18 protein-coding genes are annotated in these 16,000 nt (G+C 68.9%); 1 reads left to right on the top strand and 17 read right to left on the bottom strand.

Annotation, left to right across the window (positions count from 1 at the left end):
* Window positions 1-2: 2 nt before the first annotated feature.
* The 7 genes from AWC24_RS10215 to AWC24_RS10185 form a co-directional block, all read right to left on the bottom strand.
* Entirely contained in the window at window positions 3-368 is a 366-nt protein-coding gene (locus AWC24_RS10215; RefSeq protein ID WP_085084550.1) for an NINE protein, read from the bottom strand.
* A gap of 34 nt (window positions 369-402) precedes the next feature.
* Complete coding sequence (lgt, locus tag AWC24_RS10210) at window positions 403-1,959, bottom strand: prolipoprotein diacylglyceryl transferase (protein ID WP_085084548.1); 1,557 nt, start codon at window positions 1,957-1,959, stop codon at window positions 403-405.
* Window positions 1,956-2,762: a tryptophan synthase subunit alpha gene (gene trpA, locus AWC24_RS10205; protein WP_085084546.1), complete on the bottom strand. Its 807-nt coding sequence runs from the start codon at window positions 2,760-2,762 to the stop codon at window positions 1,956-1,958. The genes lgt and trpA overlap by 4 nt, the downstream gene beginning before the upstream one ends.
* Complete coding sequence (gene trpB / locus AWC24_RS10200; protein ID WP_085084544.1) at window positions 2,759-4,027, bottom strand: tryptophan synthase subunit beta; 1,269 nt, start codon at window positions 4,025-4,027, stop codon at window positions 2,759-2,761. The genes trpA and trpB overlap by 4 nt, the downstream gene beginning before the upstream one ends.
* Complete coding sequence (trpC, locus tag AWC24_RS10195; protein ID WP_085084542.1) at window positions 4,028-4,846, bottom strand: indole-3-glycerol phosphate synthase TrpC; 819 nt, start codon at window positions 4,844-4,846, stop codon at window positions 4,028-4,030.
* 80 nt (window positions 4,847-4,926) lie between these two features.
* The gene (locus tag AWC24_RS10190) at window positions 4,927-5,574 is read right to left on the bottom strand and encodes a TIGR02234 family membrane protein (protein WP_085084540.1); all 648 of its coding nucleotides are present in this window, start codon (window positions 5,572-5,574) and stop codon (window positions 4,927-4,929) included.
* Window positions 5,567-7,102 (bottom strand): anthranilate synthase component I, encoded by a 1,536-nt coding sequence (locus AWC24_RS10185; protein WP_085084538.1) that lies wholly within the window; start codon window positions 7,100-7,102, stop codon window positions 5,567-5,569. The genes AWC24_RS10190 and AWC24_RS10185 overlap by 8 nt, the downstream gene beginning before the upstream one ends.
* A gap of 51 nt (window positions 7,103-7,153) precedes the next feature.
* Between AWC24_RS10185 and AWC24_RS10180 the strand changes: the two genes are divergently transcribed.
* Window positions 7,154-7,618 (top strand): peroxiredoxin, encoded by a 465-nt coding sequence (locus AWC24_RS10180; protein ID WP_085084536.1) that lies wholly within the window; start codon window positions 7,154-7,156, stop codon window positions 7,616-7,618.
* A gap of 17 nt (window positions 7,619-7,635) precedes the next feature.
* On the opposite strand, the gene AWC24_RS10175 is transcribed toward AWC24_RS10180, so the two are convergent.
* The 10 genes from AWC24_RS10175 to AWC24_RS10130 all read right to left on the bottom strand — a co-directional run bounded on the left by AWC24_RS10175 (window position 7,636) and on the right by AWC24_RS10130 (window position 15,996).
* On the bottom strand, window positions 7,636-8,712 hold the full coding sequence (locus tag AWC24_RS10175) for a coiled-coil domain-containing protein (protein ID WP_085084534.1): 1,077 nt from the start codon (window positions 8,710-8,712) through the stop codon (window positions 7,636-7,638).
* Between the two features lie 241 nt (window positions 8,713-8,953).
* Window positions 8,954-9,943: a coiled-coil domain-containing protein gene (locus tag AWC24_RS10170; RefSeq protein ID WP_085084532.1), complete on the bottom strand. Its 990-nt coding sequence runs from the start codon at window positions 9,941-9,943 to the stop codon at window positions 8,954-8,956.
* A gap of 168 nt (window positions 9,944-10,111) precedes the next feature.
* Window positions 10,112-10,891 (bottom strand): coiled-coil domain-containing protein, encoded by a 780-nt coding sequence (locus AWC24_RS10165; RefSeq protein WP_085084530.1) that lies wholly within the window; start codon window positions 10,889-10,891, stop codon window positions 10,112-10,114.
* Between the two features lie 36 nt (window positions 10,892-10,927).
* Entirely contained in the window at window positions 10,928-11,284 is a 357-nt protein-coding gene (gene hisI / locus AWC24_RS10160; protein ID WP_085084528.1) for a phosphoribosyl-AMP cyclohydrolase, read from the bottom strand.
* A complete protein-coding gene (hisF, locus tag AWC24_RS10155; RefSeq protein ID WP_085084526.1) occupies window positions 11,281-12,066 on the bottom strand; it encodes an imidazole glycerol phosphate synthase subunit HisF in 786 nt (261 codons plus the stop codon). The genes hisI and hisF overlap by 4 nt, the downstream gene beginning before the upstream one ends.
* Window position 12,067: 1 nt before the next feature.
* The gene (locus tag AWC24_RS10150; protein WP_109560393.1) at window positions 12,068-12,883 is read right to left on the bottom strand and encodes an inositol monophosphatase family protein; all 816 of its coding nucleotides are present in this window, start codon (window positions 12,881-12,883) and stop codon (window positions 12,068-12,070) included.
* Window positions 12,884-12,891: 8 nt separating this feature from the next.
* Window positions 12,892-13,632 (bottom strand): bifunctional 1-(5-phosphoribosyl)-5-((5-phosphoribosylamino)methylideneamino)imidazole-4-carboxamide isomerase/phosphoribosylanthranilate isomerase PriA, encoded by a 741-nt coding sequence (priA, locus tag AWC24_RS10145; RefSeq protein WP_085084631.1) that lies wholly within the window; start codon window positions 13,630-13,632, stop codon window positions 12,892-12,894.
* Window positions 13,633-13,652: 20 nt separating this feature from the next.
* A complete protein-coding gene (gene hisH / locus AWC24_RS10140; RefSeq protein ID WP_085084524.1) occupies window positions 13,653-14,276 on the bottom strand; it encodes an imidazole glycerol phosphate synthase subunit HisH in 624 nt (207 codons plus the stop codon).
* Window positions 14,273-14,881 carry an imidazoleglycerol-phosphate dehydratase HisB gene (gene hisB / locus AWC24_RS10135; RefSeq protein ID WP_085084522.1) on the bottom strand — a complete coding sequence of 203 codons (609 nt, stop codon included), beginning with the start codon at window positions 14,879-14,881 and terminating at the stop codon, window positions 14,273-14,275. Before hisB ends, hisH begins: the two co-directional genes overlap by 4 nt.
* On the bottom strand, window positions 14,878-15,996 hold the full coding sequence (locus AWC24_RS10130; RefSeq protein WP_109560399.1) for a histidinol-phosphate transaminase: 1,119 nt from the start codon (window positions 15,994-15,996) through the stop codon (window positions 14,878-14,880). The genes hisB and AWC24_RS10130 overlap by 4 nt, the downstream gene beginning before the upstream one ends.
* Window positions 15,997-16,000: the final 4 nt, after the last annotated feature.

Here is a 16,000-nt window from a genome sequence, read left to right as displayed (position 1 = left end):
CGTCAGATCCCGGCGCGCAGCGGTCGGCCCTGCTTGTCGTGCACCCGCCCTGCGAGTATCAGAATCGCCTCGACGACGCCCCAGACGGCCGGAACGCCGATACCGATGCCCCACGTCGCCGCGACGACGAGCAGACAGCCCAGTAACTGCACGATTCCCAGCCCGGTTCGGCCCAGATAGATACGCCCGAATCCGAGGAAGCCGAACAAGCCCAGCAGCTGCAGCAGGGCTGCGATCACTTTCGACCTGTCGGAGTACGGCTGCCCGGTGGCCGGATCACGACCATAGGGCGCCAGCGCGTCGGGGTAGCCCGGGTACGGGGGCGGATAACCCGGCGGCCACGACGGATCGGTCATGTCTTGCAGCATGCCAGAAAAACCGGCGATGCCGGTGGGAGAAAAATCAGCGCTGGTCGGAGTCCTCAGACTCGTCGTCCTCGTCGTCTTCGTCGTCCTCGTCGTCGGTCGCGGTTTCCTCGTGGTCTTCGGCGTCGTCGTTGGCCGCAGCGACCGCGTCCGCCTCGGCCTCGGGCACGTCGTCGGACTCCGGTGCCGCCTCGGAATCTTCAGCGTCTTCAGGGTCTTCGGCGTCGTCAGGGTCTTCGGTGTCGTCAGGGTCGTCGGTGTCGGGTTCCTCGGCCTGGTCATCGCTCTGCGGTGCCGACTCCGGGACCTCGGCCGCTTCCTCGCCGCCCTCGTCGACCTCGGCGCGCTCTTCTTCGGCCTCGGCCGGCTCGTCGTCCTCGGCCGGTTCGTCGCCTGTGCCACCGGAGTCTTCGACGGCTTCGTCCTCGACGCCGCCGGCGTCTTCGTCACCTGCGTCGGCGACGGGTTCGTCGGACTCGGCCTCGTCAGCGTCGGCCTCGTCCTGGTCGGTCTCCGCGTCGAGTTCGGCGTTCTCGGCGTCTTCGAGCTCGGTACCGGCGTCGGCACCGACCTCATCCAGCTCGGTTTCGTCTTCGCCGGTAAGTCTTTTCGGTACCCGGACCACGGACCCGACGCCGTTCGCGGCGCCGACCGCCACCAACTCTTCTTCGGGCGCCGGCTCGGGCTCGTCCGCAGCGACCTGGTCGTCCACTTCGCCGGGTTCCCACCCGCGGCGGATGACGTCGGGATCCTCGCGGCCCTTGGTGGCGAGCAGGATGTAGACCACCGCCCCGATGAACACGAACGTCGACGTGAACGAGTTGACCCGGATCCCGGCGATGTGGGTGGCCGCGTCATCGCGCAGCAGTTCGATGCCGAAGCGCCCGACGCAGTAGCCGGCGACGTAGAGCGCGAACAACCGGCCGTGCCCCATGCGGAACCGCCGGTCGGCATAGATCAACACCACGAATACGGCCAGGTTCCAGAGCAATTCGTACAGGAACGTCGGTTGCACGATCTTGTACAGTTCGCCGGTCGACACGCCGTCGAGCAAGTGCGGATCGCGCACCCCGGCGGCATCCTCCCGCCAGAAGATCTCCAGACCCCACGGCAAGGTCGTCTCGCGGCCGTAGAGCTCCTGGTTGAAGTAGTTGCCGAGCCGGCCGATCGCCTGCGCCAACACGATCCCGGGCGCGACAGCGTCACCGAACGCCGGTAACGGGATCCCGCGACGTCGGCAGCCGATCCATGCGCCGATCCCGCCGAGTGCCACCGCACCCCAGATCCCCAGGCCACCGTCCCAGATCCGCGGCGTGGCCTCCCAGCCGGCGCCGCCCTCACCGAAGTAGGTTCGCCAGTCGGTCATCAGGTGGTACAGCCGCCCACCGATCAAGCCGAACGGCACCGCCCACAACGCGATGTCGTAGATGACCCCCGGCTCACCGCCCCGCGCCCGCCACCGGCGGTCACCGATCAGCAGGGCGATGACGATGCCGATGATGATGCACAGGGCATAGGCGCGGATCGGGACCGGGCCGAGATGCCAGACACCGCGAGCCGGACTGGGAAAGTAGGTGAGCCAGTTCAACGTCATGGCTGTGGAATCCTTTGACGCACACCGGACGCCAGTTCCTCGCTCAGCGAGCGCAGCGCGCCCAGGCCGTCGGCGAGTGCGGTGACCAGCGCCGAGCCGACGATGACACCGTCGGTGTAACCGCCGATCTCGGCGGCCTGCGCCCCGGAACGCACACCCAGACCCACCCCGACCGGAATGTCCGAGACCTCCCGGACCCTGCGCACCAGTTCCGGCGCCGCATTCGACACCGTGTCACGGACACCGGTGACACCCATCGTCGACGCCGCGTAGACGAAGCCGCTCGATGCCCGTGCGGTCTCGGCCAAGCGCTGCGGTGTGGACGACGGTGCCACCAGGAAGATGCGATCCAGCCGGTGCTGCTCGGATGCCGCCAGCCAATCGTCCGCCTCGTCGACGATCAGATCGGGCGTGATCAGCCCCAGCCCGCCGGCCGAGGCCAGATCGCGGGCGAACGCGTCAACGCCGTAGCGCAGCACCAGATTCCAATAGGTCATCACCACCGCACGGCCGCCGGCACCGGTGATCGCCTCGACCGCGGTCAAGGTGTCACGAACCCGGACGCCACCCTGCAGGGCCACCTCGGTGGCGCGTGCGATGGTCGGGCCGTCCATACCCGGATCGGAGTAGGGCACGCCGACTTCGACGAGGTCGCAACCCGATTCGACCAGGGTGGTCATCGCCGCGACCGACCCCGGCACGTCCGGGTAACCGGTGGGAAGGTAGCCGATCAGCGCAGCGCGCCCCTCGGCCCGGCACGCGGCGAACATCGGGCCCAGCCGGTCACCGGTGTGATCGGTCATGCCGGGCCGCCCTCGTCGCCCAGCAGGCCGAACCATTTCCCGGCGGTTTCGACGTCCTTGTCGCCGCGTCCGGATAGGTTGACCACGATGACCTTGCCCGGTCCCAGCTCGGCGGCCAGCTTGAGCGCGCCGGCCACCGCGTGCGCCGATTCGATCGCCGGGATGATGCCCTCGGTGCGGCAGAGTATTCCGAACGCCTCCATCGCCTCGGCGTCGGTGATCGGCTGGTACTCGGCGCGCCCGGTCTCGCGCAGCCAGGCGTGCTCCGGGCCGACTCCCGGATAGTCCAGACCCGCCGAGATGGAGTGCGACTCGATGGTCTGGCCGTCCTCGTCCTGCAGCAGGTAGGAGAACGAGCCCTGAAACGCCCCCGGCGATCCGCCGGCGAACGTCGCGGCGTGCCGGCCGGTGGCCACGCCGTCGCCGCCGGCTTCGAACCCGATCAGCCGCACCGCCGGGTCGTCGATGAACGCATGGAAGATGCCGATGGCGTTCGACCCGCCGCCGACACACGCCACCACGGCATCGGGCAGCCGGCCGGCCAGCTGCTGGATCTGCGTGCGGGTTTCCAGCCCGACGATCCGCTGGAAGTCGCGCACCATGGTCGGGAACGGGTGCGGCCCGGCCGCGGTTCCGAAGCAGTAGTAGGTGCGATCGGCGTTGGTCACCCAGTCCCGGAACGCATCGTTGATGGCGTCCTTGAGCGTCTGCGAGCCCGATTCCACCGAGACCACCTCGGCGCCCAGCAACCGCATCCGAGCCACATTGAGCGCCTGGCGGCGGGTGTCGACGGCTCCCATGTAGATCACGCACTCCAGGCCCAGCAGGGCGCAGGCGGTGGCAGTGGCCACCCCGTGCTGACCGGCACCGGTCTCGGCGATCACCCGGGTCTTGCCCATCCGCCGCGCCAGCAGGGCCTGGCCCAGCACGTTGTTGATCTTGTGCGAGCCGGTGTGGTTCAGGTCCTCGCGCTTCAAGAAGATGCGGGCGCCGCCGGCGTGGGCGGTCAGACGCTGCGCCTCGTACAGCGGCGACGGGCGGCCGGTGTAATGCGTCTGCAGGTTGTCGAGGGTGTCGAGAAACTCCCGGTCATTGCGCACCTTGTCGTAGGCGGCGGTGACCTCCTCGATGACCGCCATCAACGCCTCGGCGACATAGCGGCCGCCGTAGGCGCCGAAGTGCCCGCGGGCATCGGGATCGTGCCGGCTGGGTTCGGCGACTCCGGCGCTGGCGCGCGGAAGGTTCGGGTGCGCGGTATCCGACATTTAGCGGGCGGGCTTCGGGCAGGACGGATGCTTACCCGCACTGACCAAATCGGCAACGGCCGCCCGCGGGTCGCCACTGGTGACCAGGCCCTCGCCGACGAGGACGGCGTCCGCGCCGGCACCGGCATAGGCCAGCAGGTCCGCGGTGCCGCGCACACCGGACTCGGCGATCTTGACCACCTCGGTCGGCAGGCCCGGCGCGATCCGCGCAAAGCAGTCCCGGTCGACCTCCAGCGTGTGCAAGTCGCGGGCGTTGACCCCGATCACCTTGGCGCCGGCGGTCAGGGCCCGGTCGGCCTCTTCCTCGGTGTGCACCTCGACCAGAGCGGTCATCCCGAGCGACTCGGTGCGGTCCAGCATCGAGACCAGGGCTTGCTGTTCGAGTGCGGCGACGATGAGCAGCAGCATGTCAGCGCCGTGGGCCCGGGCTTCGTGAATCTGGTAGGGCCGCACGATGAAGTCTTTGCGCAGGACCGGAACCGACACCGCGGCGCGGACCGCGTCGAGGTCCGCGAGCGAGCCGTTGAAGCGGCGCTGTTCGGTCAGCACGCTGATCGCGCGGGCACCGCCGTCGGCGTAGGCGCAGGCGAGTTCGGCCGGATCGGCGATCGGGGCCAGTTGCCCCTTGGACGGGCTGGCGCGTTTGACCTCGGCGATGACCGCGATTCCGGGCTCTCGCAGGGCTGCCATGACGTCTCGCGGCGCGGGCATGGCCTCGGCTGCCGCCTTGACTTCCGCCAGGCTGACCACGGCCTCCCGGGCGGCAACGTCGGCGCAGACTCCCTCGATGATGGAGTCGAGCACGGTTGCCGAACTCATGTCTGCCGGTTCCTCTCCCCGCTTGGCTCCCCTTGTCCGGGACCTTCATCGAAGGGTAACCACCGTCACCGCCACCGGTGTCACCGGCCCTCGGCGTCCGGGCCGGGCGGCGGGTCTGTCGGGTCGCAACCCTCGTCGAGCGCGTCCCACATCATTCGTTCCGACATCTCTGAGGCACCGGCGACGGCGTCGGCGCCCCGCGTGGCCGCCCGCCGCGCCGCCGGCGTCTCGTATTTGGCGTTGTCGTCGGTGTGGTGTGCGGCGGCCCGCATCAGCAGCGCCGCAGCGGCCAGCACAGCCAGGGCTGCCAGCAGGCTCAACACCGCGCCGGTGAGGCGCCGGTCGGATGCCAGCAGCGATGTCAGCGGGATCTCGGCGATGTCGAGGGCCCGCAGCGTGATGTCGCGAACCACCCACATGCTGACGGCCAGATATCCGGCTGCCAGGCTCACTGCGGCCATCAACACGGCCAGCACCCGTAATTTCCAGCCCCGCACCGCCACCGTGGCGACCGCGGCGGCCAGGCACAGCAGCGCCAGGGGCACCAGCGCCGTCGACCACGACGCGCCGGTGACCGTGACGTCCTTGGGCTGCCCCAGCCCGTCGGACGAGTGGATCAGCACCCACGGCAGCCGCGAGGCGCCCCACAACCCGCCGGCGGCCAGCACCAGCAGCAGTTGCGCCACACGCAGTACCCGCTTGCCGCCCCGGGCCCGATCCTCAGTCATCGCTGCCGGGGGCAGTCAGCGTTTCGGCGGCCGCGATCGCCGCCAGCACCGCGCGGGCCTTGTTGGAGGCTTCGGTGTACTCATACGGGCCGTTGGAGTCGGCCACCACGCCGCCGCCGGCCTGCACGTAAGCGGTACCTCCGGCCAGCAACGCGGTGCGGATCGCGATCGCGAAGTCGGCGTTGCCGGCGAAGTCGAGATAGCCGACCACACCGCCGTAGAGCCCGCGGCGGGTCTTCTCGACCTCTTCGATCAACTCCATGGCGCGCACCTTGGGCGCCCCGGACAGCGTGCCGGCCGGGAAGCAGGCGGTCACCGCGTCCAGCGCGGTGCGGTCCTCGGCGAGCAGCCCGCTGACCGTCGAGACCAGGTGCATGACGTGGCTGTAGCGCTCGATGTGGCTGTAATCGGAGACCCGCACCGTGCCCGGTACGCATACCCGGCCCAGATCGTTGCGCCCGAGGTCGACCAGCATCAGGTGCTCGGCGCGCTCCTTCTCGTCGTTGAGCAGATCCTTGCCCAGGAGCTGGTCTTCCTCCTCGGTCGCGCCGCGCCAGCGGGTTCCGGCGATCGGGTGGGTGGTCGCCCGGCCGTCCTGGACCGTCACCAATGCCTCGGGGCTGGAACCCACGATCGAAAAGGCCACTCCCCCCACGTCATCGGGCACTTGCAGCAGATACATGTACGGGCTCGGATTGGACACCCGCAGCATCCGGTAGACATCGATGGGATCCACGTCGGTGTCCATCTCGAAACGCTGCGACGGCACCACCTGAAACGCCTCGCCGGCCTCGATCTCACCGACCAGCCGGTCGACGATGGCGCCGTAGTCCTCGGGGGTGCGCTGCCGCCGGTAGACCGGATCGGGCCGGTCGAAGGTGGCGACGCTGGACTCCAGCGGCTGACTCAGCGCCGCGGTCATCACGTCGAGCCGGGCGATCGCGTCGTCGTAGGCTTCGTCGACCCGCTCGTCGGTGCCGTTCCAGTTGACCGCATTGGCGATCAGCGTGATGGTGCCCTCGTGGTGGTCGACCGCGGCCATGTCGGTGGCCAGCAGCAACAGCATGTCGGGCAGCTGCAGGTCGTCGACGGCCAGCTCCGGAAGGCGTTCCAGCCGGCGCACCATGTCGTAGGCGAAAAAGCCCACCAGACCACTCGACAGCGGCGGCAGCCCGGGAATGGCGGCCGTTTCCAGCAGTTCCAGCGTCTCGCGCAGCGCCTGCAGCGGGTCGCCGCCGGTGGGAGCGTCCTGGGGCACCTGACCCAGCCACACCGCTTGGCCGTCCCGAACCGTCAGCGCCGACGACGTCCCGGCACCGATGAACGACCACCGCGACCAGGACCGACCGTTCTCGGCCGATTCCAGCAGGAAGGTGCCGGGCCGGTTCGCGGCCAGCTTGCGGTAGGCCGACAGCGGGGTCTCGGCATCGGCCAGCACCTTGCGGATCACCGGGACCACGCGGTGCTCGGCGGCCAGCGCCCGAAAGTCCGCCCTGGACGTGACGCCGGCGTTGCTGGGGGTTTGCACGGGCCCATCTTCCCAGACCCCACCCGTGCGGCCGGGAGTAGCCTGGCGGCCATGAAAACTGGCGACACCGTGGCCGACTTCGGACTCCCCGACCAGACCGGCACACCGCGGCGACTCAGTGCGCTGCTGGCCGACGGGCCGGTCGTACTGTTCTTCTACCCGGCGGCAATGACGCCCGGCTGCACCAAGGAGGCGTGCCACTTCCGCGATCTGGCCGGCGAGTTCGCCGCGGTCGGGGCGCAACGGGTCGGCATCAGCGCCGACGCGGTGGCCAAGCAGGCCGAATTCGCCGACCAGCAGGGCTTCGACTACCCGCTGCTGTCCGACACCGCGGGCACGGTGGCCGGCCAGTTCGGCGTCAAGCGCGGGCTGCTGGGCAAGCTGCTGCCGGTGAAGCGGACCACGTTCGTCATCGACACCGACCGCACCGTGCTGGGCGTGATCGCCAGCGAGTTCTCCATGGCCACCCACGCCGATACGGCGCTGGAGCTGCTGCGGGCGCGTTCCTCGGCCTAGCCGGCGGTCCGGGACGTCTACTCGTCGGCGGCGGTGTCGCTGTCGGCTGCGTCGGTGTCGCTGTCGTCGGTCTCGGCCGGTTCGGCCTCGAGTTCGTCGTCGGACGCGACGTCGTCGGCGGCCCGCAGGTTCTCGCCCACGGCGGTGTCGATCCAGTTGCGGATCTCGTTGAGGTGGGTGACGATGCCGGATCGCTCCCGTACCAGCAGAGCCACTTCGGACTGGGTGCGCTCGGTGAGCTGTTTGGCCTCGCGTTTGGTGGTGGCGATCAACGAGGACGCCTCCAGCCGGGCTTCCTTGTCGAGCTTGGCGATGTTCGCCTCGGCCTGCTCCCAGGCCGCCTGCATCTTCTGGTCCAGCCGGTGCTGGGCTTCCCGGCGGTTGCGTTCGTCTTCCTCCCAGGCCAGCTTGATCTGCTGGTCCAGGGACTCCTGCGCCGCACGGCGGTTGCGCTCGTCCTCCTCGGCGAGACGCTGGTAGACCTCGCGGCGGCTGCGCTCGGCCTCTTCGATCTCCTGGGCGATGCGGCTGCGCTCCTCGTGCGCGATCCGCAGGATCTCATCGGCCTCGGCGGTCGCGGCATCGAGGATCTTCGCCCGGCGCGCGTTGGTGGAAGCCTGAAATTCGGCCAGCGCCTCGCTGGCGGCGGCACGGTCGTGGCTGGCCGCCTCCAACTGCTCGCGCAGTTGTCCGGTCAGCGACTCGGCGTCCTGTTGGGCCAGTTCCTTGGTGCGCCGCGCTTCCTCGGAGGCGATGCGCATCATCCGCGCGATCCGGTCCGACATTCCCTCCACCGAGTTGACCGGGCCGGTGACCTGCTCGAACTGGCTTTGCAGTTGCGCCAGTTCGCCGGTGAGGCGTTGCCGTTCGGAGTCCGCTTCAGCGGTCAACCGCACGATGTCGTTCTGCAGCCGGGTGACCTCCGCGCCGAGTTGCTCCCGGTCGAATCGAGTTTGCGACTTGGCGGCCTCGAGGGACTTGTTGCGGTCCTGCAGGATATCGATCTCGTGGTGCAGACGAGCGATGTAGTCGGCAACCTCATTGCGATCGAAACCGCGCATCTGCGTTTCGAATTCCGGAATCTCCAGCGCCACCGGCGTTACTCCTAGGTACCTGTCGGGTTCGGTTCTCGGTTCCGCAGCCAAGCAGCGTTCCACTGAGTTAGCTTGTGCGCGAGCCTAAATGGGCATGCTCATCCAACTCACCGTGCGACGGAGCGTATCAGACCCGGCAATGCGTGTCACCGGTCTCACGGTGGGCAAACGTCCGCTTAGGTGCGGACGGCTTCCGCGAAATGAGGACTCTTTTGCCCGTCCGGAGGATCCGCCGTTTGCTTCAAGCCGAGGAATGCCGCTCGCCGTCGTCGCCGACGGCGGTGTCGATCCAGCTCCTGATCGCGTTGAGATGCGTCAGGATTCCGGCCCGCTCCCGTCCCAGCAGCTCCACCGCCGTCCGAGTCCGCTCGCCGAGCGCGTTGGCCTCCCGCTGGGCAGTGGCGATCAGCGTCGAGGCTTCCAGCCGGGCTTCCGCGTCGAGCTTGGCGATGCTGGCCTCGGTCTGCTCCCACGCGGCCTGCATCTTCTGGTCCAGTCGCCGCCGCGCCTCCCGGCGGTTGTTCTCGTCTTCCTCCCAGGCCAGCTTGACCTGCTCGTCGAGGGCCTCCTGCGCCGCGCGGCGGTTGCGCTCGTCCTCTTCGGCCAGCCGCTGGTAGACCTCGCGGCGGCTGCGCTCGGCGTCTTCGATCTCCCGGGTGATCTGGTCGCGTTCCCGGTGCGCGAGCCGAAGGATCTCCTCGGCCTCGGCGGTCGCGACGTCGAGGATCTTCGCCCGCCGCGAGTTGGCGGAGGCCTGCAGTTCAGCCAACGCCTCGCCGGCGGCGGCGCGGTCGTACCGGGCGGCCTCCAGTTGCTCGCGAAGTTCCTCGGTCAGCGACTCGGCGTCCTGTTGGGCCAGTTCCTTGGTGCGACGGGCTTCCTCGGAGGCGATCCGCATCATCCGCGAGATGCGATCCGACATGCCTTCCACCGAGTCGACCGGACCGCTGACCTGCTCGAACTGGCTTTGCAGTTGTGCCAGTTCCGCGGTGAGTTCCTGCCGTTGCGCCTCGGCGTCGGCGGTCATCCGGACAATGTCGTTCTGCAGCCGTTTCACCTCGGCGGCGAGCTGTTCCCGGTCAAATCGACCCTGCGCTTTGACGGCGTCGAGTGATTTGGCGTTCTGCTGCAGAATTTCGATTTTGTGATGGAGACGCGCAATGTAATTGGAGACCTCATTGCGATCGAAGCCGCGCAGCTGCGTTTCGAATTCCGGAATTGCTGACACCACCGATTCAACTCCTCCCGACAGGATTTGCCCTTCGGCTGGACAGCACTGCGCATCCAGCGATTTTCTCCGAATAACGGCAGCTCAGTAGGCATGATTCGGCTGCCGTGCGAGGAAGCGTAGCAGACCGTCGCGGAGGTGTTGCCGAAATTGCTACAGCAAAAAATGGCGTCAGTGCGGGCGGTTCTCGCGGAACCACGATTCCCTGGGCGGCGGCGTCGATTCACGGCTGACCTGAACGGCACCGGCACTCTGGTTATTATCGTTAACTTCGGATTTGCGATTAACTTGAAACGTCGTGCGCTCGATCTGGTTGACGATTTTCGCCCGCGCATCGATGAGTTCGGCCAGGCGCTGCTGGGCGTCGGCCACGTGGCTGTTGATCGCCTGATTCATCTCGGTCAAGATCACCGAGGCGTGGTTCTCGGCTTCCCGCATGATCTCGGCGGCGCTCATCACGGCCTGTCGGCGCAGGTGGGCGGCCTGGGTGCGCAATTGCTTGTGCTGTGTCTCCAGTTCGGCCCGCAACTCGGCCGCCTCTCGGCGTTGCGCCTCGGCGTCTTCGAGAATCGCGGCCGCCTCGTCCTGGGCGGCGCCGCGCACCTCATCGGCGAAGCGCTGCGCCTCAGCGCGAATATCGTCCGCCTCAGCGACCGCACCGTTGAGAATTCCGGACAGTCGTTCGCTTAACCCGACGATATCCCCCGGGATTTCCGATGCCACCTCGTTGAAACGCGCCGAGGTCGACTCCAGGTTCGCCTGCGATTCACTCAACTGATTCGTCAGCGCGACGATCCGCGACCCATCGCGCGGCATGTGCGCCTCGATGTCGCTGACCGTGCCCTTGGCGTAGTGGGTGTCGATCTGCAGCGACAGTCGCTCGAGCTCCAAGCCTCTGGGTCGCTGCTTGTGTTCCAACAGGTACCAGTCGTCAGACTCGTCGGAGTTCACAGTCGGCCAGCATACCGCCCGGCCGCCGCGGGTGAATCAATCTGCGGGACCGAGCAACACGTCGGCGTCGAAGCAACTGCGGTCTCCGGTGTGGCAGGCTCCGCCGGTCTGATTGACCTCCAACAGCACCGTGTCGCCGTCGCAGTCCAACCGCACCGCATGCACGTACTGGGTGTGGCCGGACGTCGCGCCCTTGACCCACTGCTCGTTCCGGGACCGCGAAAAATACGTCGCCTCACGGGTAGCCAGGGTGCGGGCCAGCGCGGCGTCGTCCATCCAGGCGACCATCAGCACCTCGCCGCTGCCGCGCTGCTGTGCCACCGCGGCGATCAAGCCCTCGGCGTTGCGTTTGAGCCGGGCCGCGATCGCCCGGTCCAGCCCGGGGACCGTCATCGGACCACAATCCCGGCGGCCGCCATCGCCGCCTTGACCTGTCCGATGGTCAGCTCCCGGAAGTGAAACACGCTGGCCGCCAGCACCGCATCGGCGCCCGCGTCGACCGCAGGGGCGAAATGCTCGGCCGCGCCGGCGCCCCCGCTGGCGATCACCGGCACCCGCACCGCCGCACGCACCGCGCGCAGCATCGGCAGATCGAATCCCGCCTTGGTGCCGTCGGCGTCCATCGAGTTCAGCAGGATCTCGCCCACCCCGAGTTCCACACCGCGCACCGCCCATTCGACCGCGTCGATACCGGTGCCGCGTCGTCCACCGTGGGTGGTGACCTCCCACCCGGACGGGGTGGGCGCCGATCCGGCCGGAACGGTGCGCGCGTCGACCGACAGCACGATGCACTGGGAGCCGAATTGGCGGGCCAGCTCGGCCAGCAGCTCCGGGCGGGCGATGGCGGCGGTGTTCACCGACACCTTGTCCGCACCGGCCCGCAGCAACACGTCGACATCGGCCACGGTGCGGACACCGCCGCCGACGGTGAGCGGGATGAACACCTGGTCGGCGGTGCGGGCGACCACCTCGAGCATGGTGGCCCGACCGGACGACGACGCCGTGACGTCGAGGAAGGTCAGTTCGTCGGCGCCCTCGGCGTCATAGGCCGCAGCCAGCTCGACCGGGTCACCGGCATCGCGCAGGTTGGCGAAATTGACGCCCTTGACGACCCTGCCGCCGTCGACATCCAGGCACGGGATGACCCGCACCGCCACATCGCTGTGCTGCTGCATGTCAGTAGTCCTCCGGTGCGCCGACCGCGGAAAGGATGTCGAGCATCTCGGTGTGCACCCCCGGTGCGGCGGCCAGCGCCGAGCGTGACTGCGCCGTCCAGGGCGCGCCGTTGAGGTCGGTGACGATCCCGCCGGCGGCGCGCACCAGGGCGACGCCGGCGGCGTGATCCCAGATGTGGTCGCCGAAGCTGATCGCGCCGCCGAGGATGCCGTCGGCGACATAAGCCAGGTCGATCCCGGTCGCGCCGTGCATCCGCGGCCGCGACGTCACCCGGCTCAGGCCGGTCAACACCTCGAGCCGGTAGCGGCCCGGGAAGCGCCCACGCCAGTCGACGTTGAACGTGCCCACGCCGACCAAGGAGTCCGACAGCGCCGCCGGACCCAGCGTCGGCTGCACCGCCCCGTTGCGCAGCAGCGGGCCACCGGCCACCGCGGTGTAGCGCTGGCCGGTGAACGGCAGCCAGGTCAGCCCGGCGACGGGTTCACCGTCGCGCAGCAGACCCAGCAGGATTGCGGCCATCGGTGATCCGGCGGCGTAGTTGAACGTGCCGTCGATCGGGTCCAGCACCCACACCAGCGGCGAGTCGATCGGTGGACCGCCGAACTCTTCGCCGTGCACACCGATGCCGGTCGCCGACACCAGCCCGTCGGTGATCTGGCGCTCCAGGGCCAGATCGACCTCGGTGGCGAAGTCGTTGCCTCCCTTGCGGACTGCAGATCCCGCCCGATGGCCGTCGAGGAAGGGTCGCGCCGCGACATCCAGGATTCTCGACGCCTCGGCGACCAGGGCGTCCAGTTCCGCGGTGTCCAGCGCCACGCGCGGTCCTAGCCCCGCACCGCGGCGAGCGCCTCGGGCAGGGTGAACCGCCCGGCGTAGAGCGCTTTGCCGACGATCGCGCCCTCGACGCCGCGGTCCACCAACGTCGCGATGGCGCGAAGGTCATCGACACTGGACACTCCCCCGGATGCGATCACCGGTGCGTCGGTGCGGGCGGCGACCTCGCCGAGCAGTTCCAGGTTGGGGCCGCCCAACGTGCCGTCCTTGGTCACATCGGTGACGACATAGCGCGAACAGCCTTCCCGGTCAAGGCGTTCCAGAACCGGCCAGAGATCACCGCCGTCGGTCTCCCAACCGCGGCCCCGCAGCCGGTGTGCGCCGCCGGGGTGCCCGGGCTCGATCTGAACGTCCAGCCCGACCGCGACCTTCTCGCCGTGTTCGGCGATGGCACGAGCGCACCACTGCGGGTTCTCCAGGGCGGCCGTGCCCAGATTCACCCGCGCGCAACCGGTGGCCAGCGCCGCCGTCAGCGAATCGTCGTCACGGATGCCGCCGGACAGTTCGACCTTCACGTCAAGGCGCCCAACCACATCGGCGAGCAGTTCCCGATTCGAACCCCGTCCGAAGGCGGCGTCCAGGTCGACCAGGTGAATCCACTCCGCGCCGTCCCGCTGCCAGCCCAATGCGGCGTCCAGCGCCGAGCCGTACTCGGTCTCGCTGCCGGCTTTGCCCTGCACCAGTCGCACCGCACGCCCGTCGACCACGTCGACGGCCGGCAGCAGAACCAATGTCTCGTTCACAGACGTACTCACAATGCCTCCACCCAGTTGCTCAGCAGTCTCGCCCCGGCATCCCCGCTCTTCTCGGGGTGAAACTGGGTGGCGGCCAACGGCCCGTCCTCGACAGCCGCCAGGAACGGTACCCGATGGGTCGCCCGGGTCACCAAAGCCTCCGGACGGCCCTCCCAGTGCTGCGCGGCATAGGAGTGCACGAAGTAGAACCGGGTGTCGGCAGCCATCCCGGCGAACAGCGTGCTGCCGGGGGCGGCGTCCACGACGTTCCAGCCCATGTGCGGGATCACCGGGGCGTCCAGCCTGCTGACCACGCCCTGCCACTGGCCGCAGCCGGCCGTCTCGACGCCGAACTCCACGCCGCGGGCGAACAGGATCTGCATGCCGACGCAGACCCCCAGCACCGAACGCCCGGCAGCCACCCGTTCGGCGATGATCTTCTCGCCGTGCACCCGGCGCAGCCCGGCCATGCAGGCCGCGAACGCCCCGACGCCCGGGACCACCAGACCGTCCGCGGCGGCCGCCGCGTCGGGGTCCGCGGTCACCTCGACGACCGCGCCGGCGCGCTGCAGGGCGCGCTGGGCCGAGCGCAGGTTGCCGGAGCCGTAGTCCAGGATCACCACCGCGGGTCCGGCGGTCACAGCGCACCCTTGGTCGACGGCACACCGGTCACCCGCGGGTCGGACTCGACCGCCTGGCGCAGCGCACGGGCGACCGCCTTGTACTGGGCCTCGGTGATGTGGTGCGGATCGCGCCCGTAGAGCACCCGCACGTGCAAAGCGATGCGGGCGTTGGAGGCCAGCGTCTCGAACACGTGCCGGTTGATCACGGTGTGGTACGGCGCCTGCGTTCCGGCGATCGTGGTGTGCACCAGGTGATCCGGCTCGCCGGTGTGCACGCAGTAGGGCCGCCCGGACACGTCGACGGCGGCGTGCACCAGGGTCTCGTCCATCGGGATGAAGGCGTCGCCGAACCGGCGGATGCCCTTCTTGTCACCGAGCGCCTCGCCCAACGCCTGTCCGAGCACGATCGCGGTGTCCTCCACGGTGTGGTGCGCTTCGATCTCGATGTCGCCCTTGGCGCGCACCGTCAGGTCGAAGCTGGCGTGGCTGCCCAGCGCCGTCAGCATGTGGTCGTAGAACGGCACCCCGGTGTCGATGTCGACGATTCCGGTGCCGTCCAGGTCGAGTTCGACGGTGATCTCGGATTCACGGGTGGTGCGTTCCACCCGGGCACGGCGGGTCATGATGCTCCTAGCTGTTGGTGGCGAGCCAGTTCGGTGGCCGCGAGTCGTTCGCTGGCGGCCAGCAGCGCGTCGTTCTCCTCCGGCAAACCGGTGGTGGCGCGCAGATATCCCGGGATGCCGACGTCGCGGATGAGGATGCCGGCGTCCAGATAGCGCTGCCAGGTTGCGGGCGCATCGGCGAAGCGGCCGAACAGCACGAAGTTGGCGTCGCTGGGGATGACCCGAAATCCCATGTTCGCCAATGCCGCCGAGACACGTTCCCGTTCGGCGACGAGCTGCGCGACACTGCCGAGGGTGTCATCGGCGTGCCGTAGCGCGGCGCGGGCGGCGGCCTGGGTGACCACCGACAGGTGATAGGGCAACCGCACCAGCAGCATCGCCTCGATCACCGCGGGGGCGGCGATGAGATAGCCGAGCCGGCCGCCGGCGAACGCGAAGGCTTTGCTCATGGTGCGGGTGACGATCAGCTTCGCCGGATAGTCGGCGATCAGCCCGATCGCGCTGGGCTGCGACGAGAACTCCCCGTAGGCCTCATCGACGATCACGATTCCCGGCGCCACGTCGAGCAGCCTGCGCAGGTCATCGAACGAAACACTCTGCCCCGACGGGTTGTTCGGGCTCGCGACGAACACCACATCGGGGCTGCGGTCGGTGATCGCGCTGACCGCGACCGCGACGTCCAAGCCGAAGTCCTCGGCCCGGTTCGCGGCCAGCCACCGGGTCTGGGTGCCGTCGGAGATGATCGGGTGCATCGAATACGACGGGACGAATCCGATCGCGCTGCGGCCGGGGCCGCCGAAGGCCTGCAGCAGTTGCTGCAGGATCTCGTTGGAGCCATTGGCCGCCCAGACGTTCTCCGGCCCGACTTCGACGCCGGTCTGGGTGCTCAGATATCCGGCCAGATCGGTGCGCAGCGCCACCGCGTCACGGTCGGGATAGCGGTGCAACTCGGCGGCGGCCTCGCGCACCGAGGCCGCGACGTCGTCGACCAGCGCCGCACTGGGCGGGTGCGGATTCTCGTTGGTGTTCAGCCGCACCGGCACCTCGAGTTGCGGTGCACCGTAGGGCGACTTGCCGCGTAGATCCTCGCGCAGCGGCAGGTCGGTCAGCGTGATGTCG

Origin of the sequence: Mycolicibacter senuensis (assembly GCF_002101885.1) — a bacterium.
GTDB classification, from domain to species: domain Bacteria; phylum Actinomycetota; class Actinomycetes; order Mycobacteriales; family Mycobacteriaceae; genus Mycobacterium; species Mycobacterium senuense.
Note: the sequence above shows the minus strand (reverse complement) of the source record. Positions and strands in the feature narration are given on the sequence as shown.

What these genes read in the sequence shown, in the direction of transcription:
- hisB (WP_085084522.1), bottom strand. Translation starts at nt 14,881, where the DNA reads ATGACCCGCCGTGCCCGGGTGGAACGCACCACCCGTGAATCCGAGATC.
- hisF (WP_085084526.1), bottom strand. Translation starts at nt 12,066, where the DNA reads ATGCAGCAGCACAGCGATGTGGCGGTGCGGGTCATCCCGTGCCTGGAT.
- AWC24_RS10190 (WP_085084540.1), bottom strand. Translation starts at nt 5,574, where the DNA reads ATGACTGAGGATCGGGCCCGGGGCGGCAAGCGGGTACTGCGTGTGGCG.
- trpB (WP_085084544.1), bottom strand. Translation starts at nt 4,027, where the DNA reads ATGTCGGATACCGCGCACCCGAACCTTCCGCGCGCCAGCGCCGGAGTC.
- lgt (WP_085084548.1), bottom strand. Translation starts at nt 1,959, where the DNA reads ATGACGTTGAACTGGCTCACCTACTTTCCCAGTCCGGCTCGCGGTGTC.
- trpC (WP_085084542.1), bottom strand. Translation starts at nt 4,846, where the DNA reads ATGAGTTCGGCAACCGTGCTCGACTCCATCATCGAGGGAGTCTGCGCC.
- trpA (WP_085084546.1), bottom strand. Translation starts at nt 2,762, where the DNA reads ATGACCGATCACACCGGTGACCGGCTGGGCCCGATGTTCGCCGCGTGC.
- AWC24_RS10215 (WP_085084550.1), bottom strand. Translation starts at nt 368, where the DNA reads ATGCTGCAAGACATGACCGATCCGTCGTGGCCGCCGGGTTATCCGCCC.
- AWC24_RS10180 (WP_085084536.1), top strand. Translation starts at nt 7,154, where the DNA reads ATGAAAACTGGCGACACCGTGGCCGACTTCGGACTCCCCGACCAGACC.
- hisI (WP_085084528.1), bottom strand. Translation starts at nt 11,284, where the DNA reads ATGACGGTCCCCGGGCTGGACCGGGCGATCGCGGCCCGGCTCAAACGC.